Raw genomic sequence first — 22,610 nt, 5'->3', positions numbered from 1 at the left:
AGGTTACATATCAATAGGATTAAGATAAATTTATGTAACATTTATATTTGTGTACTATGGCAAAACCATTTTGAAAGCTTCTTATTCGTTAACCTTTTTCATTATTGAATCTATTTTCTGATACAAATGTCCGAGAGAATTCCAGATTCTTTTGTATATTTTGTCGTAGTATTCTTTATAAATGTGGTGATTTTCATAATTGGGATAGAATGTCTTGGTAGTGTGGACCATATTTGTGATGGCTTCTTCAAAAGAGCTATAGCAACCCAATCCTACAAATCCAGCGATAGCTGCGCCGAGTGCAGATGTCTCGTTTGTTTGAACTTTGTATGTTGGGATCCCAAACATATCTGCTGTTATTTGAGCTATCTCGTCGCTGTTTGATCCTCCACCTGAAAGACCTATCTTCTTCACTCTTACTTTTGTCTTTCTTTGAATGTTTTCCAAACCCTCAAAAAGCGCATAATTTATACCTTCTATAATAGCTCTATAAATGTGGATCCTGGTGTGTTTGTCGGAAAATCCGATAATCGCACCTCTCGAAAATGGCTTATCGAGTCCCGCCGTCCATGTTGGTTGTAACATCAGCCCTTCACTTCCAATAGGTATGCTTTTCAATCTTTGATTCAGTAACGCTTCCACAGTAAGCCCTAGTTTTTGAGCTTCTTTCGTTTCAGCATGCGCAATTTCTTTCTTAAACCAAGAAATTAACCAATATCCCCTAAACACACCTATTTCTGGGTTATATCTTCCTGGTAATACAGACGGATAAGATGGCATAAACGGTATGGGTTCTATGTATTGGTCAACAGTTGTTTGTATCGTAGCCGTCGTGCCAAGGCTTATGCTTGCAATCTCCGGTGATATGCACCCAACCGCAAGTGTTTCACATTGTTTGTCAGCTCCAGCTGCAATGACTGGCAATCCTTGTTTCAGTCCTGTTTGTTCAGACGCTTGTTTGGTAATGTATCCTAAGATATTAGTTGGCTCAACAAGATTTGGAAGTTTCTCCCTTTCGACCCCGAAAAGTCGCCATTTGAAGTGTTTTGAATTGCTTATCCATTCTCTCTTCCTGTAGTCAAACGGTATATAACCTACTTGAGAAGCTTTTGAGTCAACAAAGTCACCTACAAGTTTGTATGTAAGATAACCCGATAGTAACAGGTACTTATGCACTTTCTTCCATAGTTCTAACTCATTTTGTTTTAAGTAATTAGCCTTACTTCTTCGCCATGCCATGTACGCCGCTTGTTTCATTCCAGTTAGTGAAAATGCTATGTGTTCGAGAAAAGTCAGATTGGGTTTACCTTTGGCTTCTCTTTCATCAAGCCAAATGAAAGCATCTCTTAATGGTTTACCTTCCTTATCCACAACAACAATTGTTGCTCGTTGAGTTGTCAAACTTAGAGCTTCAATTGTTTTGAAAATTTCCGGATATTTGTGCGATAACATATTTGTTGCCCGACAAAGAGCGTTCCAAAATACATCCGGTGACTGTTCTGCCCAGCCAATTTGCAATGAATAGTAGGGTTCAAATTCGAATCTTTGAAATGCTAAAATTTCACCCTTTTGTGAAAATATAATTGCACGTAGACTTTGTGTTCCACAATCTATAGCTAATATACTCAGTCGCCTTCCTCCTTTTAATTCATTTATCAAATTTCCTTTAGATACTATTTTATCACAACATTTGTCTTGCGTATCCTAAACTTTTAAAGGTTTCGGAGTGATGATATAATACTTTTAAATACTAATATCTCGGGGGGATGCGTTTTGAAGATTGGTGTTAGATTATTCGTACTTTTTGTCTTAAGTGGTATTGTTGTGACTTTTCTACTGTCTTGGATTATAGAGTTTTACAAGTATCAAGAGAGGCTTGTTTCAAAACAAGAACTGCAAACGATTTCGAATTATTTAGTAAAGGTAGTAAATGAGATGTATCCATCAAAATTTTCAACTGAGAAGTTAAAGGAATTTCAAAGCGCTTTAGAAACCATACAATCAACGAAAAAGATGAAATTTCTACCAATAGAAGCATTTGCACTGATTCAGCCAGCTCTGAATGTTTTAAAAGATCAAAATTTGCGTTTGTTCGTTCCGAATGAACCTGTATACAGTGTTCTTCCTTTTTCTGTTAGGGTTTTAGACAAGAAAGTTATAGTTACGTCAACGGCTACTGAGAAAATTCCTTGTGGAGCACAGGTACTTAGCATAAATAATATTACTGTTGATGATCTTATCGATGAATTATTAAGATTTACATCAGGTGAAACCTATGAAATCTCGGAACAACAGCTTGGTCAACTAATTCAACTTGCTCCTGAATTACTTTGGAAAAAAAGAAGGTTTGTATGGATCTTTTACAATCAAGAAGACTACGATGTGAAATATATTATAGATGGAAAAACGCGTACAGAAAAGATAAAGACTGTAACTTTATTTAGTTACCCTGTTCTAAGTTCAAAGTATCAAGCGTTACCTTCTGAAGCTCCATATCACTTTGAAAGGGAAGGTGATATTGGAGTACTGAAAATACGGACATTTTCATTGTCGGGTACTGTGTATAACAAATTTAGGGAATTCCTTGATAATCTTTTTGTGTACAACAAAGATGTTAAGAAAATAATAATAGATGTTCGTGGTTCGTCTGTAAGGGACTTTACTGTGTTTAAAGAAGTATTTGAACATTTCATAGATAAAAAAATAGCTGTCCTTAGAAACGTATCTCTGATTAATACGGCTTACATTTTAAGAACTCTCGAAAAATATGGTATTGAATACAAAAAATCAACTGGAGAGGTACTAACAACAAAATATTCCTACGAATTTAAACCAAGAGAACCGTATTCATCTGCACAAATATGGGTACTCTTTGACAAATACACATCCCATGCAGCGTTAGATTTTGTGTATATTTTTAAGAAACTTTATCCAGGGCGAACAATTGGTGAAAAGACGATAGGATTGATAAATCATACAACTGATGTGGTTTATCAGTACTTTGACAATATAAGAACTTCACTTTCCTATCCGACAGCGAAGTTTTCAGATGAAGATGGTGAGAATCCAATCACAGCAGACATTGAACTTAATATTTCAACACAAGATAGATTAAATCAATTATTTGGATTAGAAGATATAGTGTTAAAAAGGGTAATAGAAATAGTGCAAAAAAGATAGCAAAAAAGTGGTCAGTTGATGACCACTTTTATTTTTTCAAATTCAGCTGTAAAAAAACTATCCTAAGAATTTTCTAAGATGTGCTGCTCTTAAAATTTTTTCTTGTAGACCGGTTTCAGTTCTTTCTTCTATCTGCTTTAAGATTGCCTTTGAAATACTTACATGTTCAAGATCTTGCTCGTATCCTTGGAAATTTTGCATTATGAACTCTTTCAATTCCTTAGGTATATATTTACTTTCAATATCACAGTATCTCAGTGAATCCATTATATCCTCCTCAAAGTTTACGTAAATTGTCTTCAAGAACCTCAATTCTTCCTTATTTAAAGCATTCAATCCAAGTAATTCAGGTGGAAAACCAATTGAATAAAGAGCTGCTGTAAAACTTATCACTCGTGGTAATTTTATTCCATCTACCTCTCTAGAGTATCCAAATAATCCCGTGTGCAATTTTCTTCGTCTTCTTCTTGGAACATGTTTTGCGACCTCGTTAATTATTCCAAACAGTTCTTTTAATTGTCTTTTGTATTCCTGTATGTATTTGGTCATTATCTCAATTGCCATATTTTCGTCTACTTGCTGTGGTAGCCCTCTTGGACGTGTCCTCAATTTCTTAATAGCTTCCCTTACCTCGTCAGGACTGTTGTCGTATTTGAAGGCTGACTGAATAGTAAATGTTTGCACACTTGGATACTCTTTAAGAACACGTTCAACAGTAGAAGGTTTTAAGTTACCTCTAAATGGTGCAGAACCAACACCAATAATTGGATAAATCTCTATGCCTATTTCTTCAGAAAGTTTGTACATTCTTTGAAGAGCAATTTTATTAAGCAAAACAGCGGTTATGAAGCCATAGTTCATAGCAGGGTCCGAACGTGCAAAGAAAACTCTTAAATAAGGCACATTTTTGTCCTTTATGTACTCTTTCAGTATTTCATCAGCATTCAGAATGTGTTCGTAATCTTCAAACAGCGGAATTACGTTTATGTAAGCCGGTTTGAATTCGCCTATCCACTCAGAAATTGTTGTTTCTTCGTTTCTGAATTTCATATGCTCTTTACCTACAACAAAATCATGATAATACCAGTAAATCCTACTTAGGCATTTGTGAGATGTTGTCATTGGCAATATCACTTCAAAGATAGGTGCTATATCCTGACCGTAGAAAAGCTTTGCTGTATCATAAGATCTTGGTATACTTTCCAAAGTTTCAAGCAGTATTTTTGCTTCATCTTTCTCAACGCTTGGGTTTGGTACGCGTAAAGTTATAAAGATGTCTCTACCCACAACCTTCTCCGAAAAAAAATATTCGTATCTTGTCAAGAGTTTTTTCACCACGTAATCGTCAACTTCCTTACCTTCACAGTCCCACATCTGTTCATCACAACCAAGATGAGAAAAGGCATAGTAAGCCTCCGTAATCTCATCTTCCCCGGCAAGCTCCGGATTTTCAGCGAAAAATGGTGTGTTCACATTGTCAGGATGCTGGGTACTCATGCATCTTGGTATTTTTCTTTCCAAAATCATCCCCCCTTTGGCTTTTTAAAGTAATAAACAATTTTAGTCATAGCTTACTCTAAGTACAATTATACACGCTTTCTCAAGAAAAATCAATCTTTAAATAACATTATCAAGAATTAGATTAAGGGTTGGAGTTAATATGCATTTTTTCTCGCTTAATGTCAAAATTACGATTTTTAGTGGTTCAACCCCCAAAGTTTGAATCGAAAAACAAAAAAATGTGGTCCTTTTAGACCACATTTAAAACTTTTTCGAAGGCTGTTATCTCTATGTGTGATAAGTATTTGACTTATAATTGGTCCACGATAGTTTTGAATACTTCCAAAACGTTTGGGTCAAAATGTTGAGGATTTACCCTTCCGTCACCTTCAAATATTATTCTGAGAGCTTCTTGCTTTGAAAAAGCTCGTTTATAGGGCCTTTCAGAGGTTAAAGCGTCGTAAACATCAGCGATCTTTACAATTCTTGCTTCGATTGGTATTTCTTCTCCTTTCAAACCATAAGGATAACCGGTACCATCGTAATTTTCATGATGATACACTGCGATATTCAAAGCTGTTTGGAATCTTGGATGACTAAGTATCTTTTGTGCGTAAATCGTATGTTTTTTCATCTCTTCCCACTCAGCTGGTGATAAAGCACCGGGCTTGTTCAGTATTTCTTTGGGTATAAAGATCTTTCCAATGTCGTGAAGTATAGAGTAAGAAACTATTTCTTCTCTAAGCTTTGCGTCTTCTACAATTTTTTCAGCTATCTTTTCTACGATAAATCTCACTCTTGTTAGATGTTTTCCGGTCCCCTCTTCAAAACCTTCTACTACGTATGCTAGCTTCATGGAAAAATCAAAAAATGCCTCTTGGATTTCTTTGTGAAGCATCTGGATCTCTTGATAACTTGCTTCAAGTTCTTCATTTGCAGCTGTTATTTCTTCGATATTAGCATTGATAACTTCAGAAAGGTTTGAAAAAGTTTTTAGTGTGTCTTCTATTTCAATTATTGAAGACGAAAATTCACCGCTAAAAATACCTGTATTACCGTATTCGCTTATTGCATTCTCTATCTTCTCAACCTCGTTACTAATACTATTCGTAAGTGATCTCAAATACATTAATGTAGATACAAACAACACAATCGAAAGTACCACTGCCATTTCGACTATGATGAATAGTTTGTAAAAGTTTGTTCTAACGTATATTTCAATTACCTCATCGTAAACTTTTTCCTCAAACCAATGTTCACTTTTATATAACTTTTGATAACCACTCACTCTATTTTTTGGTGGGGCGTCGAAAACAGTTGAAATAGGCTTATCGTTGAAAAGTATACTCACCTGCTCGAGAAATATAGACAATCTATTTAGCGCAGCAAGATCCTCTTCATATATACTTGGATTGATAAGAGCACCCACTCTGAGAATATCTTCATTTTGCGTATATTTGTAAACATATATTCTTCTCAGACCAGTTGATGGTTCTGTTGCGTATATTTGGAAGTAGTGGCCTTTTTCTTTTAGATTTTCTTTTAATCCATTCCAAAAATCTTTGAGTTCACCTAAGTTTGAGTTTAATTCCGGTAAGTAACTTGTTTTGTATATAATTCCGTTTTTGTCTATCAAGTAGTAGTCAAGCCTTAAAAATTCATTACCAAAACGATCCCTATGAACAGAGTCGAGGATAGAAGTAACATCTTGGTTTGTGTAAAATGCGTTTTCAATTCTGTAAAGTGCGTAAAGAAAGTCGTCTTCATGAGCTTTTGTAAGTAATTGAGCTTTTTGGTTTATTATAGAAAACGTGTTTAAGACCCTAGTGGGCAAGCTTCTAAGCACACTTTTTTTGATTGAATTTACAAAATAAGTAGAGAATGAAACAAAAATTAAGATAAAAATAAGTACAAACAATAGTTGTCTTTTCAGGTAGTGCTTAACAACATACATTCGCAAGGAAATTTTCGTTTTTCTTTGCTTTTTTAATTTCCGTTCCATTTCTCATTCTCCTCGGTAGAATGTTCCATGTTATATTTTATCACAAAAACGATTGTTTAAAAAGATTAAAGGTTTTGGTCCAAACCTTCAGTTTGAAAGAGAATACAAAATACTTGTTTTATGTATCTTTTACACTTTAAACATTCTTACCATCCTGATAAGTTCTTCAACAACCTCTTGTAATTTTTGACTTTCTTTTGCCACTTGTGTTGATGAAATTTCGAGTTCAGATATGGAATACTTTGTCTTTTCCATCTCCGAAGACTGTGCTGTCAAAGTACGTGCAGAGGATTCAACTGCACTTGATATTTCTTCAGAAGCTGCACTTTGTTCTTGTGCTGCAGCTGCTACAGATTCTATCATTGAGGTAATTTTTTTGATTTGCTCTTCTATAATCTTCAATTCATTTTTAACTTGTTTGGCAAGTTTCGAGGATTGAGCGATGGATTCGACTGTTTTTTCTGTTCTTTGATTTACGTTCAATGCCTGATCTCTTATCTTTCCAAGAATTTGATTTATTTTCTGTGTTGCGTTTTTACTTTCTTCCGCAAGTTTTCTGATTTCATCGGCAACAACGGCAAATCCTCTACCGGCTTCCCCAGCCCTTGCAGCCTCTATAGCAGCATTTAGTGCAAGAAGATTTGTTTGCTCGGCTATACTATTAATAGTGTCGACTATCTCACCTATGTTGTTTGCATTTTCAGATAATTCTTGAACAATCTTAGCTGTTTGTTCTATTTCTTGATAACTGCTATCCACTTGTTTTGCTACACCTTCTACTGCGTTTACACCTCTTGTTACTGATTTAACTATTTCTTCTGATTTTGATGATAGTTCTTGGGATGAACGAGAAACGGTTTGGGATGACGCGGCGACTTCTTCAACACTTGAAGTTACTTCCTGTAAAGAAGCGCTGATGTTTTGTGAGTCAACAACAAGCTTTTCAAATGTTAAATTAACATTTTGAGCTACCGCTTGAAGCTCTTCAGACATTGCTGCTAAATCAGAGGAAGCTCTTTCAACAAGAGAAGAAGAGTTAGCAACCAAATTCAATAAATCTCTCAATTTTCTTACCATTTCGTTTATAGCATTGTTTATTTTTCCAAACTCATCGTTTCGCTTGACTGTCAACGAGATAGTGAAATCACCTGTAAAAATTTTTTCAATATCTTTGATAGCTTCCGATACCTCTTTTTGGTTTTTCTTTATCAATACAAAAACAAAAATGGTGATACCAATTACTATTACAACCGAAAGTAAAATTATTATCTGGACTATTCGATTCACAGACTTTTGGACATCTGTAATGTACAATCCCGTACCGACCATCCAACCGTATGGTTCGAACCAACGGGCATAACTGAGTTTAACCTCAACTTTTTTTGTATTTGGATTTTCCCAGTAATACTCCAAGATAGTATTTCCTTTGCGTTTTGCCTCATCTACCAACGTTTTCACAACGGCTGTACCTCTTTTATCAACGATGTCGCCACCGTATTTTCCCCACATTTCTGGTTTGTTCAATACTACGTTTTTGTAATCTTTATCCCAGATAAAGATATAATTATCACCTTCATACCGCCACCTTCCAATAGTTTTTCTCACTAATTCAACCACTTCTTCGGATTTTATAGCTCCTGATTTTTCCATCTCGTAAATTGCTTCAAGTTCATTGTAAGCTACATCGGTAAGATGTTTGACAGTTTCAAATTTCTTTTCTTTTATTATTTGACTCACCTGACTTTTGACAAAGATAATCAGACCTACAGATATCAAGACAACACTTAAGACCGAAATCAGGAAGAATTTACTGAATATGCTGCTGCCTGACTTCACAAAAAACACCTCCTAGTTTAAAATATTGCAAATTTAATTACCACGTAATTTAGTTATTAACGATAAGATTTAAATCAAATTTATGGAAAAATTTATTAACGATTTTTAACAGTGAATGGATTTTTCGTTAGCAAGGTTTTGTATGCATAAATTCAGATTGTTCCCAACTACTAAATTTTTGCTTATATAAGTAATTCTTTGAAAAATTTGACCATGAAATATCAGAAATTTTTTTGACAGTCTGAAAGTAATTTTCTAAAACTTTGAAAAAGTACTATTTTAGGCATTTATGAACTTAATCAACAATCACTCATCTTACGAAATGTAGTGACTTTATGCAAAATTATGTTAAACTTGGAATTGAGGAGGATTATTATGAGGAGAGAATTCTCAAAGGTTACATATCCAACGCCATATTGGGTTTACGAAAGTGTGATTTATGAAATCTTTCCAGACAGGTTTTTCATAGGGAAAGGAAAAGATGTATTTCAGAATGCAAGATTATACAAAAAGGGTATTCTAAGAAACTGGAATGATTCTCAGACAGTTTACGAAGACAAACAAAGTAATGTGTTTTACGGGGGCAATTTATGGGGGATTGCAGAAAAAGTTGACTATTTAAAAGAACTTGGAATTAATGTTGTATACTTAACACCAATTTTTTCTTCTCCTTCGAATCACAAGTATGATACTATAGACTATTTCAAAGTGGACGAACAGCTTGGTGGTTTAAGTGCTTTCAAGAAAATGATAGAAGTTTTCAAGAAAGCTAACATTAGACTTATACTTGATGGTGTTTTTAATCACGTTAGTGATAAGCACACTTGGTTTAAAAAAGCAAAAGCAGGCAACAAGGATTATATAAGTAGGTTCTCTATTTATGAAGATGGACACAGAGGTTGGTGGGGGTTCAAGAGTTTACCAGAACTTCGTCTAGAGGAAAATTCTGTTCAAAAGCACATTCGAGCTGTCATAGAATTTTACCTTGGATTAGGTGTCGATGGGTGGAGATTAGACTGTGGGCAAGATCTTGGACCGGTCAACAATGCTGTTTTTGCTTCAGTAGTTAAGAACTTTTCTATAGACAAGTACATTGTCAGTGAATTGTGGACATATCCCGATAGGTGGGATATGATTGATGGTATTATGAATTACCATTTTCGTGAGAGTGTCTTGAGTTACATTAATGGAGAATTGGATAACATAGGTAAAGTCTTAGAAAAGATGTATTGTAAGACCAAGAGTATTTATGGATGTTGGAATATGTTGGATAGTCATGATACACAAAGGCTTGCAAGCGTCATTCCAGATAAGAAGTTAAGAAAATTGGCAATACTGTTACAGTTTACTTTTCCCGGTGTGCCCGTTGTATATTACGGTACAGAAATAGGTATGGAAGGTGGAAACGATCCAGATTGCAGAAGGCCAATGATCTGGAACGAGAACAGCTGGGATGTCGAACTAATGAGTTTTTATAAAAAACTGATAAATCTTCGCAAAAGCAGTACTGGGTTGAAAATTGGAAAGTTTGAGTTAGTTAGAGAAGATCCATTAGTTTTCCTCAGGAAAACACCTTACGTTTTAGACGATATCATAGTTGCAGTTAATAAAGGTAAAGAAAAATCCATCGCTGTTTCAATTAGCGATGGACGGATTCTTGACAGAACAATCTTCATAGACTTGTTTACAAACGAACGTTTCAAAGTTACAAGTGGAATATTAAGATTCTCTATTCCCGAAAAAGGGTTTAGGGTTCTAAGAATACATAACGAGACAGTCAAAGGTTACGATCAATACAAACGTATCTTTTAAGTTTCTTGTAATCCTTTTAACGCTACGGTGTTTAAAAAGTTCCATGGTTTATTAAAATATGGTTGGAAGAAGAAATCGGAAAATGCAAGGTCTGTTATTGTCATTTGGTTTTGTATTGCTATTGATAGTGTATTTGCACTTTCTGTAACATCGGCTTTTGACATGACTTGACCACCAATAATTTGACCATTATCGGTTCTAAAGACTATTTTTACTAAGACGGCTTCGTATTCGGGCATGAATTCTGGTTTGTTATTTTCAATTGAGAATACACTTTTGGCTGGAATTCCCTTTTCTTTTGCCCAGGTTTCTGTTAGTCCGGTTGTTGCTACGTTGTAGGAAAAAACCTTTACACCGGACGTGCCTTGTGTTCCTTTGTATGGAATGTTGTTCTCGAAAAGATTGTATGCAGCTATTGTTCCCATTCTCACCGCGTTCGTTGCAAGTGGTATGTATTCGTACGATGCTAACGGATTGAACCAAACAGCTGCACTGTCACCTGCGGCAAAAATATTTGCTTCCGATGTATGCAAATATTTGTCAACTAATATCGCACCGTTTGGCAACATCTCTACCTTACCTTTGAACAAATCAGTATTTGGTTTAAATCCTACGGCAAGTATCACCAAGTCTGTATCATATGAATTTTTTTCGGTAATAACACGTTTAACTCTACCATCTTTGCCCTCAAATGCTACCACTTTTTCATTAAGCACCAACTTTACACCGTTTTCTGTTAACTCTCGCTCAAGTATATCCGTGAATTCAACATCAAGATATTTTGAGAGTATTCTGTCGGATATATCTATCAAAGTTACATCTTTTCCAGTATGCTTAAAAGCTTCTGCAAGTTCGACACCTATGTACCCTGCACCAACAATTGTAACTTTCTTTGCATGTTTTGAAGAATTAACGATATCTTTTGCATGATAGAAGTTTTTGGATAACTTTATACCCTCCAGCTCCACACCTTCTACGTTTGGAATAATGGGCCAAGAACCGGAACTTATGAGCATCTTATCGAAATTTTCTTTTATCACTTCTCCAGTTTCAAGGTTTTTTGCTATAATAAACTTTTGATCAACGTTTATGTCAACAACTTCATGTCTCATCTTAGTCCTAGCACCGATACTCGATAAAGATTCTGGAGAAGAGTAAAAAAGCTTCATAGGATCTTTTACAACCCCGCCAACATGTAGTGCAATACCACATGAGAGAAACGAAATGGTATCATTTCTTTCAAAAACTACTATATCAACATCATCTTTATACAACTTCTTTGCAGTCGTTACAAAGGCTGTTCCTGCATGTGTACATCCTATAACAACAACTTTCATTTTTACCAGCTCCTTTCCAGTTCTACAATGGAATATTGATAAGAAATTCACTTATATTTCTGTTTATATTATACTTAGTCTAACCAAATTTGTCAAGGATCAAATAATAAGCCCCATCTGTATGGGGCTTTGACTTTTTGGATTAGAAGTTTATATTGTAAACTTTTGAATATTTTTCTCTGATATAATTCATAAATGGTTCGGGTGTTGGTTCACATCCTGTAACTATTTTCATTAATTCTTTTGGCTCATAGATTCTGCCTTTGGAGTATATTTTTTCTCTTAGCCATACTTTTACAGGTTCAAAATCACCGTTTTCGACAAGATCTTCGAAGTTAACATCCTGTTTTAGTTTTTCATAAATTTGAGCTGCATATAAATTCCCAAGCGAGTAGGTTGGGAAATATCCAAATGAACCACCGTACCAGTGAGGATCTTGCATGCAGCCCAATGTATTGTTTGGTACTTTCAAACCGACGTATTTTTCGAATTTATCATTCCATATTTCTGGTATGTTACTTACCTTTATTTCACCATTTATCAAACCTCGCTCTATTTCGAATCTGATTATTATGTGGAGGTTATAAGTTATTTCATCTGCTTCTGTGCGTATGTAAGAGCGTTCAACTTGATTTACGATTCGCCAAAGGTCTTCTACACTATAACCGTTGAATTCAGGAAATTTCTCAATAAATTCTTTGTATATTCCTTTCCAAAAGGCAAGACTTCTTCCAAGTGTGTTCTCCCAAAAGCGTGATTGACTCTCGTCAAACCCATAAGATGCGCTCGAGCCAATTGGTAACCCATGAAATTCTTCGGGAATTGAGAGTGCATATAATGCGTGTCCGAATTCGTGCAAAGTGGAAAATATAGAATCTTTTACACTTTCTTCGATGTATCTTGTTGTTATTCTCACATCGTTGATTCCTACTGGATTTGTGAAAGGATGGGTTGATACGTCAAGACGACCTTTAGTTCTATCATATTTTAGATAATCTATTAGCCACTCATTAAAATCTTTTTGCCTTTTTATGTCAACTTTAATGTTAAGATCGTATTTTTTGTTATCTGAATTTTCTATTTTTTCTAGGACCTCGAATGTGAATTTTTTAAGTGGTTCGAAAATTTTTTCAAGTTCTTTTGCAGTCATTCCTGGTTCGAATAGATCTAAAAAAGCGTTGTATGGTTCTTCTTTGTATCCTATGAGTTCTGCTATTTTTTTGTTTAGTTCCACTATTTTTTCAAGATAAGATTCGACTTTCGAAAAATCTCCATTAGATTTTGCTTTTTGCCATTCTTGTTCCGATATTGCTGTAAGCTTCGATAATTCTTCGTACAATTCAGGTGGAATTTTTTTGTTTGTATCATAATCCTTTCTACCCACTCTTATAATCGCTTCTTCAATTTCGTTAGTTGGTTGTGCTTCTTCTAACATTTTACCAAGCGTATCGTCTGTTAATAATTTAAAGGTGTAAGTGCTCACTTCAGAAATCACAGCTGCACGGTATAAACCTGCATCTTTGGGCATGTATGTCTGCATGTCCCAATAAAGTAAAGATAAAGCACTTGAAAATCTTGCTGCCTTCTTGTAATAGTTTATAAGTTCTTTCACTAATAGCCCCCCTTTAATGTAGTTTGAAAAGTTTTTCCAAAAATCTTAGAAGTTTGGTTAAAACAAACTCTTTGTCTGTGTCAATAGGTTTGACTTTTATTGTGTAAGCACCTATTAGTTTTCCAAATAAAACGTCGGTAAAGATTTGGTCACCAATTACAACAACATTCTTTCTTGATTTTATTACTTTGGACAATTTTTTTAGGACTTTGAACGGAAATGGTTTCATCGCACGCCAAATTACAAATACATCTTCGTTTATAATCCTACGCTTGCCGTTTGATACGATCACGACGATCGCGCCTTTACTCTTTAAATATCTAAAGATTTCTTTAACGTGCTCAGGTATCATTTCAGATCTCCAAGTGTTAATCGTGTTGTCAAAGTCGAATAAAAAGACGTCTTTTCCAAGATCTATAAGTTTATCGAAATCTATGTCTTTTAAACTATCGACTTTTTGGTCTGGATTCAATTTAATCCCTCCGAAACTTCAACCTTCTAGGAACGGCATTATTGAAACGCTCAATTTACTTCGTACTAATTTTTTCACTTTCTGTACTGTGTTATCAACTTTTTTAAAGTTCACACCAACACGTTCTTCGATTTCTTTGTAGCTGTATCCATCAAGCCACAATTCAAAAATTTGTGTTTCTTCTTCATTTAAAATTGAAAGGATTTCTTCGTGTATCATACTTAGTATAGTTTGTCTCACGACGTTGGTATTGGTGGCGGTATCTTCTACAAAGTAGTCTATTTGCTCGTCTTCTACATCGTCGAATACCGAATCCATGCTTGTTGATTCGGAAAGCATTTTGTTTTTCTTTCTGTTTTGGTACGTGATGAATGTTTTTATCTCTGATTCTATACTTCTCCAAGCAAATGTAGTAAATGAGCTTTTACCTTCTTCATAATAGAATATGGCTTTTATCAGCCCAATTAAACCATTTTGTACAATGTCATCAAATTCTGCCCAAGGTGCATAAAATTGTGAGGCTATTCTCACAACCATAGGATAGTATTTTTCAATTATTAGATCAACGGCTTCACTTAAACCACTTTGCGCAAGCTCGACTAATTTTTCGACAGGTTTACTTCTCAAAGAGTACTTTATCATTTACATACCTCAACTTGTTATAATATCAGCTATAAAACCTATGTCTGGTACTATTAAATGTGGCTTGATTGGACTTTTTTCCGCCTGTTCTTTTGTAGCTTCCCCTGTCAAGACAAGTATGGTCCAAGTGCCTGCTTGTATGCCAGCTAATATATCCGTATAAAGCCGGTCACCCACCATGCAAGTTTCATTTGGTGTTATGTTGTAATGTCTCATTATCATTTCTAACAACTTCGGTTCAGGTTTGCCAAATGTTATGTTTGGATAAACTCCAGAAGCTTTTCTAATTACAGATGCTATTGCTCCAGCATCAGGAAGGGGACCTTCATCAGATGGACAGTTCAGATCTGGGTTTGTTACAACAAAAAGTGCACCTTCTGAAACGAACTTTGTAGCCTTCTTTATCTTTTCGTACGTCAAAGTCTTGTCAAATGTTACTACTACTATTGAGGGATCAGTTTCAACAACACTATGCCCAACGCGTTCAAATTCTTTCTTCATATCATCCGTGCCTACGAGGTAAACTTTACTTGGTCCAAATTCTTCAAGTAAGTACTCAGCGGTTGCTACACCTGCTGTGATAAATTGCTCTTTTTTTAGGTCAAAACCAATATTCTTAAATTCTTCAACGTAACTATCAATTGTCCTGTTTGAATTGTTTGTCAGAAAGATAAATTTTCTGCCAAGCTGATTCATAGTATCAACAAATTTTTTTGAACCTTCGAAAGGCTTTCCACTCAAATAAAATGTACCGTCAATATCAAGTATAAAAAGTGAGCATCTCTTTATTCTTTCAATTGCACCTTGTTTCAGTTCTAAGACATCTTTATACAGCTTTTCCAATGTTCACACCACCTTTTGAACAATGTTATCGTTCTATGGTCTAATTATATGTACATATTTATGCAACTGAATTAAAACTATAATTATTATACCATAACAAAATTCGTGTAAAATCGATTGTGCTCAACTCACTCAAAAGGAGGAGAAAAGATGACAAAAGCTTTTGTGGTTATGACACTTGCTCTACTATTATTCGCAGTTGTTTTATTTTCCGCAGATTCGCAAACAGTGCTTAGTATCGTTCCGCAACACAAAGAAGGGTTATTTGTCGAATTTGCAGCTATTGGTTTTTCTTTTGGAAATACGGAGGTATCTACACAACCGTTATTTGATTTGCTTGGATTGTTTAACGTAAGGTTTAGGAATTACTTATCGCCGACATTCGTATTAAACTCAGAAACATACTTATTTGATCCATTTTTTATCTCAAAAGCATATGCGGGTGAGCCTTATAATGAATCTGCTCAGGTTTATATTCTTTTCAACAGGAGCTATCTGCATAATAACCTTGTCTTTGGTTCGACTCTCTTTAAACCTTATGGAGAACTATTAAGCATTTTAGTTGGTAACTATAATTTTTCAGAATATGCTGGATCTACCATAGCGCGTGGATTCTTGAGTATTGGAGTTCTCCTTGGAAGAAACGTTGAGATATTCGGAACGGTTGAATCAGGCATAGCGTTAAATGTTTGGACGAGTCAAAATATCAGTCAAGAAGAATGGGAAACATTTATAAGCGAGTTAAGGGAAAAAACACTTTACGCATCTGTCAGAGCCGGACTCACTTGGTATTACGATAACTACTCAGGCTTGGAGGTTGGTTATAGAACCCTCGTCTACGGTAAAGATAGTCCATTAAGACTAATTCAAGGTTTCACTTTCACAGATTACATTTACAATGTCTACACTGCTATGCAGTATTCTGGAGAAAACGGACAAGTTATAAATATACCATTCATAACTACCGATTATTACCTGAGTTTTTCCACAAAGTTCTGAGTTTGTTCTTTTTAACACGAATATAGGATAATGAATTGACTTTACGGTTTTTTGAGAAAAACTTAAAGAAGGGACAAATTCGTTGAATATTTTCAAAAATCGAGCACTTTTGTGCTTGTGAAATTTTTACTTTTATGGTAGAATTTCACTGGACGCACTTTGTGGATTACAATATGGAGGTGGGTGGCCGATGGTAACTGTTTACATCAACGACAAACCTTACGAAGTTCAAGAAAATAAAACTGTTCTTGAAGTAGCTTGGGAGCTTGGCTACAAAATTCCAACACTCTGTCATCATCCGGAGCTTGAACCAATTGGTGCATGTAGAATATGCGTTGTAGAAATTGAAGGAGCAAGAACACTTCAGCCTGCTTGTACAACGAAGGTTTCAGATGGTATGAAGATTAGAACAAATACAGAAAGAGTTGAAAAAGCAGTAAAGTTCAATCTTTCTTTAATTATGGCAAACCATCCACATGAATGTATGTACTGTGAAGCTGATGGTAGATGTGAACTCCAAAAGTTAGTGCACACGTACGATATTGAGCCCATTTTTGGTGTGAATGTCGCTCTTGAAAAAGAAGTTGATGTCAGTAGTCCATCGATAAATAGGGACCTTTCAAAATGCATAAAATGTCAAAGATGTGTGAGGGTGTGTAGTGAAATACAAGGAATGAATATATATTCAATGGTGGATAGAGGTTATGAATCTTTACCAGAAACCGAATTTGGTATTCCCGTTTATGAAACAAATTGTATAAGTTGTGGTCAGTGTGCTTATTTATGTCCCGTTGGCGCAATATATGAAACACCAGATTGGAAAAAGGTACTCAAGATGCTTAACAACAAACAACCTGGAAAAATTTACGTGGCACAAACTGCACCTTCTGTACGTGTAGCAATAGGCGAAGAGTTGGGTATGGAACCAGGAACAATTAGTACCGGAAAAATGGTTGCTGCTCTGAGAAGATTAGGTTTTGATTACGTATTTGACACAAACTTCGCGGCTGATCTTACCATTATGGAAGAAGGTTACGAACTTATCCATAGATTGCAAAATGGTGGGAAGTTCCCAATGTTTACTTCTTGTTGCCCTGGCTGGGTAAATGAGATGGAAAAAGAATGGCCCGAATTGAAAGAGCACCTTTCCACAGCAAAATCACCTCAACAAATGATGAGCAGCGTTGTAAAGACTTATTTTGCCGAAAAGATTGGAGTGAAACCAGAGGATATAATAATGGTTTCAGTAATGCCATGTACAGCTAAGAAAGACGAAATTACAAGACCTCAACAGCTTGTTGACGGTATTAAAGTAACCGATTATGTAATTACAACGAGAGAACTTGGAAAATTAATAAAGCTCAAGGGGATTCCATTTGTGAATTTACCGGAAGAGCATTACGATAATCCACTTGGAACATCAACAGGTGCAGCAGCATTATTTGGTGTTACAGGTGGTGTTATGGAAGCAGCGCTTAGAACGGCATACGAAGTAGTCACAGGTGAAAGACTACCAAAGCTTGTCTTTGATTCTGTTAGAGGACTTGACGGAGTTAGGGAAGCAGAGATTAATCTAAAAGGTAAGAAGATAAAAGTAGCAATAGCGCACGGTATGGCAAATGTCAAAAAATTACTTGCTGAGATGAAAGAGGGAAAAAGGTATTACGACTTTGTCGAGATAATGGCATGTTACGGTGGTTGTATAGGTGGTGGCGGACAGCCAAAGAATCTTGATGCCGATATTCTCAAAAAACGCGCTTCAGCTATCTATAGCATAGACGAAATGAGTGTTCTGAGAAGATCACATGAAAATCCAGATATAATAAAACTTTACGAAGAATTCTTGGAAAAACCAAACAGCCACAAAGCTCACCATTTGCTGCACACGCACTACACAAACAGATCGAAAGCTGCAAGAAAGGCAAAGAAACAAGAAGAGAAAGTAAATTAATATGAAGATAAAACGGTGGGATATCCCACCGTTTTATTTAGCTGAAACAAGGTAACTAAAACTTCTTTGTTTTTGGAACATTTCATTCATAAATCATTCTAAAAGATAGAAAGGATACGGTAATACCGAGAGCCAAATAAGTTTAAACAAAATAACTATCCTTTAACACTTCCCATAGTTAATCCTTGTATAAAGTATCTTTGGAATATTACAAATACAATTATTGGTACTACCGCTGCTATTATAGACCCTGCAGCTATAATATTCCAGCTGCTAATCCACTGACCTTGTAAGGATGTCAAACCTATGGTAACTGTTTTCTTAACGTCGTTTTGTAGCAGAATCAAAGACCAAAGGTAATCGTTCCAAATCCAAGTAAATTCAAGTATTCCAAGTGCAGCAATGGCAGGTTTAAGTAAGGGAAGTATTATCTTCCAATAGATTGTAAAATCATTTGCTCCGTCTATCTTTGCTGCTTCAAAGAGGCTTACGGGAATTGTTATCATGAAATTTCTTAAAAAGAATGTGCAAAAACCAATCTGGAAAGCTATATGAAAGAGAATTACACCAATGAGCTTGTCATACAGCCCCACTTTGATTGAGAAACTGTACACTGGGATTAAAAGCATTTGGAATGGTATAAGCATTCCTGTTACAAAGAGTATTATCAAAAATCTTTTTAATTTGAAATCATACCATGAGAGAGCAAAGGCACTTAAACTTGACAAGAACAAAGCGCCAGCTGTTGACATTCCAGCAACAATAAGTGTATTCACAAAATATCGTGACATTCTACTTTCATACCAAGCTATTTTGAAATTTTCAAAATTCCATTTCGAGGGTGGAGTCCACACATTTGGGTTCATGAATATTTCATCCATACTTTTAAAGGCTGTGAAAAAAGTAATTAAAAAAGGAGTCATCCATAATATAACAACTATGGTTGACAGAACGTAGAAATTCATCTTTTTCAAGATGCTAAGTTGGTATTTACTCATTCTCTTTCCTCCCTCTTAAGTACATTCATAAGGTAAGCGATTATGAAAATGAGTGTTATAAGAAATTGTATGACTGCTATAGCTGAACCATAGCCCATTTTGTAATTATGAAACGCCTGAACGTACATATAGTTTGCCATGACACTTGATGAATAAAACGGTCCGCCACGTGTCATGACAAACACTATATCGAAAGCCCTCAGTGAGTCTATTATATTCACAGTTATAGCTATCACGGTTGCTGGTCTAAGCTCTGGTAATATGACATACCAAAACCTTTGAAGAGCATTAGCACCATCCACGTAGGCAGCTTCCACGTGTTCTTTTGACACACCTTGTAAACCAGCTAAAAATAATATCATCGCATAAGCAACTTGTCGCCACAAAGCGGCAGCTATTAAAGAAAATGTTACTATGTTTGGATCACTTAACCACGGTTTAGTCAGCTCTTCAAGTCCAATGAATCTCAAAAACGTGTTAAGTGCACCATTTCGTGGTTCAAGAATCCAGGACCATATTTGACCAATAACAACAAATGACAAGGTCATTGGTAAATAAACAAGTGATTTATACAATTTGTGACCAGGATATTTTTGATCCATCAGCATAGCAAAACCCAAACCAAGAGGGATGGAAATCAAAACAAATCCTACCATCCAGTAGAAGTTATTCTTTAAAGAGAGTAGAAAATAATAATCTTTGAAAAGTTCTACATAATTCTGAAAACCAATGAATCTATAACTTGGGGAGATACTATCCCAATCTGTGAAGCTGTACAAAAATGTTCTAAAAATCGGTATTATAACCCATATCAAATAAAAAGTAAGAGGAATGATTAAAAAGGCGTAAGGAACCCACCATCTTCTTTTCATGAGAAAACCTCCTATTAGTATCAAAAACATCGAATATTGCACATAATGTAGAAATAGGCTCATAAATCTAACTACAAAAGTCACACACTATGTGCGTTGTATTAATAAAACCCAGGGGCGACCCCTGGGCGCAGTAAATAAATATTATTTACCGTAGATCTTCTTTCTTGAGGCTTCGAGATTACTGAGTATTTTGTTAATATCAGATGGCTTTGTAAGGAACTGGATCATACCATTCATACCAACTTCAGCCATTTCTGGATTTGTATCTCTATCATAGAATTGAGATACTCCTGCTGTTTGTAGTATCATGTTAAAGCCTTTCTTTGCATGTTCATCTGGTGGTGTAACCTTTACATGCGCAGCAAGTCTACCAAGATCAGTAGCAAATTTCCTTTGTGCTTCTTCAGAAGCAATAAATTTGAGGAATTCTATAGCACCTTTCTTATTTTTTGCATTTGCAGGCATCATAAATCCATCAATTGGGGTTTCTTCATACAATGGTACCTTAGAATCGATAATTGGAAATCTGAAGAAATCAAGATCATTTTTGACATTTTCAGGAGCAACGTCTTTTATAAATTGTCCCATGTAGTACATTCCGGCTTCTCCTCTGAAAAGAAATTGAGCAGCCTCCTGCCATTCGTAAGAAGTGTGGTTGGGCAGCAAATAACCTCTGTCAATAAGTTGTTTCCAATAATTAAATACTTTTAATACTCTTGCATCATTATAAGGAATTTCACCAGCTGTCAGTTTAATATGAAAATCAAGACCGTTGATTCTTAAATTCAAGATGTCAAACCATCCTGCTGCTGTCCACGGAAATTTTGTACCGATTGTTATTGGAGTAATACCATTCTTTTTTAACGTTTCGCAAACACTTAAAAATTCGTCCCATGTCTTTGGCTCCTTAAGTCCGTACTTTTGGAAGACAGACTTTCTGTAGTAAACACCCCACCAGTACCAACTCTGTGGGACAAAGTACACTTTTCCTTTGTAAGAACATGTGCTTTCGAATGAGCCTGGGAAAAAGTCGGTGAACTTCTTGCCTGCAAAGATGTCTGATACTGGAGCAATTAAACCCTTTTCAGCAAAATACCTCATCCTTTCACCAGCAAACCATGTCACTACGTCTGGACCCTCTGAAGCAGCAAGCCACGTTCTCAAAAGAGTCTTAAAGTCTTCGTGTGCAAATGTATTTACAACTACTTCGTAGTTCGGATACTTTGCTTCAAACATTTTTACAAGTTCGGCGAATGTTTTTCGTGGTGCTGGATCACTCATGTAACTGTTGATGACTATCTTCTCTTTGGCAAACGTAAAAGCAGCCACCAAAATCATCAAAACCACCAGAAGTGCCCTTTTCATACTATACCCCTCCCTTTTCAAGATGAAGAATATCGTTACCGGTAACGTAACCGAAAATCTACAAAGATATTTTATCAAATTAGCAAAAGGAATCCGAGAACAATTTACAGTACTTTGGATTGATTTAATCATTTTTATTGAAGATATACAAAGAATTCTTTCAAAATCTCTTGCTTACTTTTTTTTATCTTCTTTTATTTTAAACTGTACTAATTCCAATATTTGATGCGTTTTTGAGATAAATATGGTATAATAAATTAGAGTAATGGAGGTGATTCATATGGGAGGTAAGTTGAGGCTTTTTGTTTTAATCTGTGCAATTGCCTTTTACACTTTGTTGTACTCAGGGCACTTGGATTCGTTTTTTCAACTTGGTAAGTATTCAGGAGAGTATCCTTTAATCTCAACAGCTACTCTCGAGAGAACCTCTGGGTGGATTTCTGTTGAGGGAGTTGTATATAACCTTGGAAACGTCAATCTGAAGAAACACGTGAATTTGTCGGAGGTTGATTCTAAGTTATTAACAAAAGACAAGGTAGTTGGTTTTTTATGTGTAACATTTAGTGAGTTGTCGAAAATGAACGGTAAAAATGCTCCTGTTATGGTTTCTGTAAACGGTATTGTGTATAATCTGTCAAACTCACGATCATGGGCAAATGGCATGCATAAAAATCAACATGTTGCTGGTCAGGATTTAACGTACGATATTTTAAAGCTTTCGCCTCATGGTGTTTCAAGGATAAGGAGTTTTCCAAGTTACGGAGTTCTTGTTTTTAGTCCTGATGAGTTAATTAAGTTTGATGGCAAGAGTACAAAGAAGATTTATCTGTCGGTTTATGGTGTGGTTTACGATGCCACGTATTCGAAAAAATTTGCAGGTGGTGAACATTACGGTCATCCTATGGGAGTGGATTTAACAAAAGAGATACTCTCTCTTGAAGGTCACGTTCAGCTATTGAATAAATTATTCCCTATAGGCCTTTTGGTTTTTGATGAAAAGAACGTCTCAAAATTTGATGGTAAAGACAATAAACCGTTCGTTTCTGTTGGTGATAAGGTTTACGATATATCAAGAAACTCACAAGGTGTTCAGCCAGGAAAAGTGTTTGTCGGGGAAGTTCGAAAGGAATGGCTTTTGGTTGGTTATAGGTTTAAATGACGGAAGCAGTAAATGAATGGGGTGACC

At 35.6% G+C, this 22,610-nt stretch carries 17 protein-coding genes; 5 read left to right on the top strand and 12 right to left on the bottom strand.

Annotation, left to right across the window (positions count from 1 at the left end; all coding sequences use genetic code 11):
* Window positions 1-81: 81 nt before the first annotated feature.
* Window positions 82-1,659: an FGGY-family carbohydrate kinase gene (locus N2Z58_04555; protein ID MCX7653932.1), complete on the bottom strand. Its 1,578-nt coding sequence runs from the start codon at window positions 1,657-1,659 to the stop codon at window positions 82-84.
* A 114-nt stretch (window positions 1,660-1,773) separates the two neighbouring features.
* Between N2Z58_04555 and N2Z58_04550 the strand changes: the two genes are divergently transcribed.
* A complete protein-coding gene (locus N2Z58_04550; protein ID MCX7653931.1) occupies window positions 1,774-3,180 on the top strand; it encodes a S41 family peptidase in 1,407 nt (468 codons plus the stop codon).
* Window positions 3,181-3,237: 57 nt separating this feature from the next.
* Here the strand turns inward: N2Z58_04550 and ppcA are convergent, their stop codons facing one another.
* The 3 genes from ppcA to N2Z58_04535 all read right to left on the bottom strand — a co-directional run bounded on the left by ppcA (window position 3,238) and on the right by N2Z58_04535 (window position 8,518).
* Window positions 3,238-4,701, bottom strand: coding sequence for a phosphoenolpyruvate carboxylase (gene ppcA / locus N2Z58_04545; protein MCX7653930.1), 1,464 nt, complete (start codon window positions 4,699-4,701; stop codon window positions 3,238-3,240).
* Window positions 4,702-4,990: 289 nt separating this feature from the next.
* Window positions 4,991-6,682, bottom strand: a complete 1,692-nt coding sequence (locus N2Z58_04540; protein MCX7653929.1) for an HD-GYP domain-containing protein — start codon at window positions 6,680-6,682, stop codon at window positions 4,991-4,993.
* 129 nt (window positions 6,683-6,811) lie between these two features.
* Window positions 6,812-8,518 (bottom strand): methyl-accepting chemotaxis protein, encoded by a 1,707-nt coding sequence (locus tag N2Z58_04535; protein MCX7653928.1) that lies wholly within the window; start codon window positions 8,516-8,518, stop codon window positions 6,812-6,814.
* Between the two features lie 375 nt (window positions 8,519-8,893).
* Here N2Z58_04535 and aglB point away from each other — a divergent pair, with 375 nt between their 5' ends.
* Window positions 8,894-10,330 (top strand): cyclomaltodextrinase, encoded by a 1,437-nt coding sequence (gene aglB, locus N2Z58_04530; protein MCX7653927.1) that lies wholly within the window; start codon window positions 8,894-8,896, stop codon window positions 10,328-10,330.
* Here aglB and N2Z58_04525 read toward each other — a convergent pair.
* The 5 genes from N2Z58_04525 to N2Z58_04505 all read right to left on the bottom strand — a co-directional run bounded on the left by N2Z58_04525 (window position 10,327) and on the right by N2Z58_04505 (window position 15,236).
* Window positions 10,327-11,667 (bottom strand): FAD-dependent oxidoreductase, encoded by a 1,341-nt coding sequence (locus N2Z58_04525; protein MCX7653926.1) that lies wholly within the window; start codon window positions 11,665-11,667, stop codon window positions 10,327-10,329. The genes aglB and N2Z58_04525 overlap by 4 nt on opposite strands.
* A 142-nt stretch (window positions 11,668-11,809) precedes the next feature.
* Window positions 11,810-13,279 carry a carboxypeptidase M32 gene (locus tag N2Z58_04520; protein ID MCX7653925.1) on the bottom strand — a complete coding sequence of 490 codons (1,470 nt, stop codon included), beginning with the start codon at window positions 13,277-13,279 and terminating at the stop codon, window positions 11,810-11,812.
* A gap of 13 nt (window positions 13,280-13,292) precedes the next feature.
* Window positions 13,293-13,751 carry an HAD-IIIA family hydrolase gene (locus N2Z58_04515; GenBank protein ID MCX7653924.1) on the bottom strand — a complete coding sequence of 153 codons (459 nt, stop codon included), beginning with the start codon at window positions 13,749-13,751 and terminating at the stop codon, window positions 13,293-13,295.
* Window positions 13,752-13,769: 18 nt separating this feature from the next.
* Window positions 13,770-14,393 carry a sigma-70 family RNA polymerase sigma factor gene (locus N2Z58_04510; protein MCX7653923.1) on the bottom strand — a complete coding sequence of 208 codons (624 nt, stop codon included), beginning with the start codon at window positions 14,391-14,393 and terminating at the stop codon, window positions 13,770-13,772.
* Between the two features lie 9 nt (window positions 14,394-14,402).
* Window positions 14,403-15,236 (bottom strand): HAD-IIA family hydrolase, encoded by an 834-nt coding sequence (locus tag N2Z58_04505; GenBank protein ID MCX7653922.1) that lies wholly within the window; start codon window positions 15,234-15,236, stop codon window positions 14,403-14,405.
* A 150-nt stretch (window positions 15,237-15,386) separates the two neighbouring features.
* On the opposite strand from N2Z58_04505, the gene N2Z58_04500 reads away from it, so the two are divergent.
* A complete protein-coding gene (locus N2Z58_04500; protein MCX7653921.1) occupies window positions 15,387-16,235 on the top strand; it encodes a hypothetical protein in 849 nt (282 codons plus the stop codon).
* Window positions 16,236-16,425: 190 nt separating this feature from the next.
* Entirely contained in the window at window positions 16,426-18,186 is a 1,761-nt protein-coding gene (locus N2Z58_04495) for an NADH-dependent [FeFe] hydrogenase, group A6 (GenBank protein ID MCX7653920.1), read from the top strand.
* A gap of 155 nt (window positions 18,187-18,341) precedes the next feature.
* On the opposite strand, the gene N2Z58_04490 is transcribed toward N2Z58_04495, so the two are convergent.
* The 3 genes from N2Z58_04490 to N2Z58_04480 all read right to left on the bottom strand — a co-directional run bounded on the left by N2Z58_04490 (window position 18,342) and on the right by N2Z58_04480 (window position 21,424).
* On the bottom strand, window positions 18,342-19,184 hold the full coding sequence (locus N2Z58_04490; GenBank protein ID MCX7653919.1) for a carbohydrate ABC transporter permease: 843 nt from the start codon (window positions 19,182-19,184) through the stop codon (window positions 18,342-18,344).
* Window positions 19,181-20,056: a sugar ABC transporter permease gene (locus N2Z58_04485; GenBank protein MCX7653918.1), complete on the bottom strand. Its 876-nt coding sequence runs from the start codon at window positions 20,054-20,056 to the stop codon at window positions 19,181-19,183. Before N2Z58_04485 ends, N2Z58_04490 begins: the two co-directional genes overlap by 4 nt.
* Before the next feature lie 144 nt (window positions 20,057-20,200).
* Window positions 20,201-21,424 (bottom strand): ABC transporter substrate-binding protein, encoded by a 1,224-nt coding sequence (locus N2Z58_04480; GenBank protein ID MCX7653917.1) that lies wholly within the window; start codon window positions 21,422-21,424, stop codon window positions 20,201-20,203.
* A gap of 280 nt (window positions 21,425-21,704) precedes the next feature.
* Between N2Z58_04480 and N2Z58_04475 the strand changes: the two genes are divergently transcribed.
* Entirely contained in the window at window positions 21,705-22,583 is an 879-nt protein-coding gene (locus tag N2Z58_04475; GenBank protein MCX7653916.1) for a cytochrome B5, read from the top strand.
* Window positions 22,584-22,610 lie beyond the last annotated feature (27 nt).

The organism is Fervidobacterium sp., assembly GCA_026419195.1.
Taxonomy (GTDB): Bacteria; Thermotogota; Thermotogae; order Thermotogales; family Fervidobacteriaceae; genus Fervidobacterium.
This window is presented reverse-complemented; position numbering and strand designations above follow the sequence as displayed.

Coding starts and splice junctions, on each gene's coding strand:
- N2Z58_04500 (MCX7653921.1), top strand. CDS start 15,387: ATGACAAAAGCTTTTGTGGTTATGACACTTGCTCTACTATTATTCGCA.
- N2Z58_04540 (MCX7653929.1), bottom strand. CDS start 6,682: ATGGAACGGAAATTAAAAAAGCAAAGAAAAACGAAAATTTCCTTGCGA.
- N2Z58_04480 (MCX7653917.1), bottom strand. CDS start 21,424: ATGAAAAGGGCACTTCTGGTGGTTTTGATGATTTTGGTGGCTGCTTTT.
- N2Z58_04510 (MCX7653923.1), bottom strand. CDS start 14,393: ATGATAAAGTACTCTTTGAGAAGTAAACCTGTCGAAAAATTAGTCGAG.
- N2Z58_04485 (MCX7653918.1), bottom strand. CDS start 20,056: ATGAAAAGAAGATGGTGGGTTCCTTACGCCTTTTTAATCATTCCTCTT.
- N2Z58_04525 (MCX7653926.1), bottom strand. CDS start 11,667: ATGAAAGTTGTTGTTATAGGATGTACACATGCAGGAACAGCCTTTGTA.
- N2Z58_04490 (MCX7653919.1), bottom strand. CDS start 19,184: ATGAGTAAATACCAACTTAGCATCTTGAAAAAGATGAATTTCTACGTT.
- aglB (MCX7653927.1), top strand. CDS start 8,894: ATGAGGAGAGAATTCTCAAAGGTTACATATCCAACGCCATATTGGGTT.
- N2Z58_04495 (MCX7653920.1), top strand. CDS start 16,426: ATGGTAACTGTTTACATCAACGACAAACCTTACGAAGTTCAAGAAAAT.
- N2Z58_04475 (MCX7653916.1), top strand. CDS start 21,705: ATGGGAGGTAAGTTGAGGCTTTTTGTTTTAATCTGTGCAATTGCCTTT.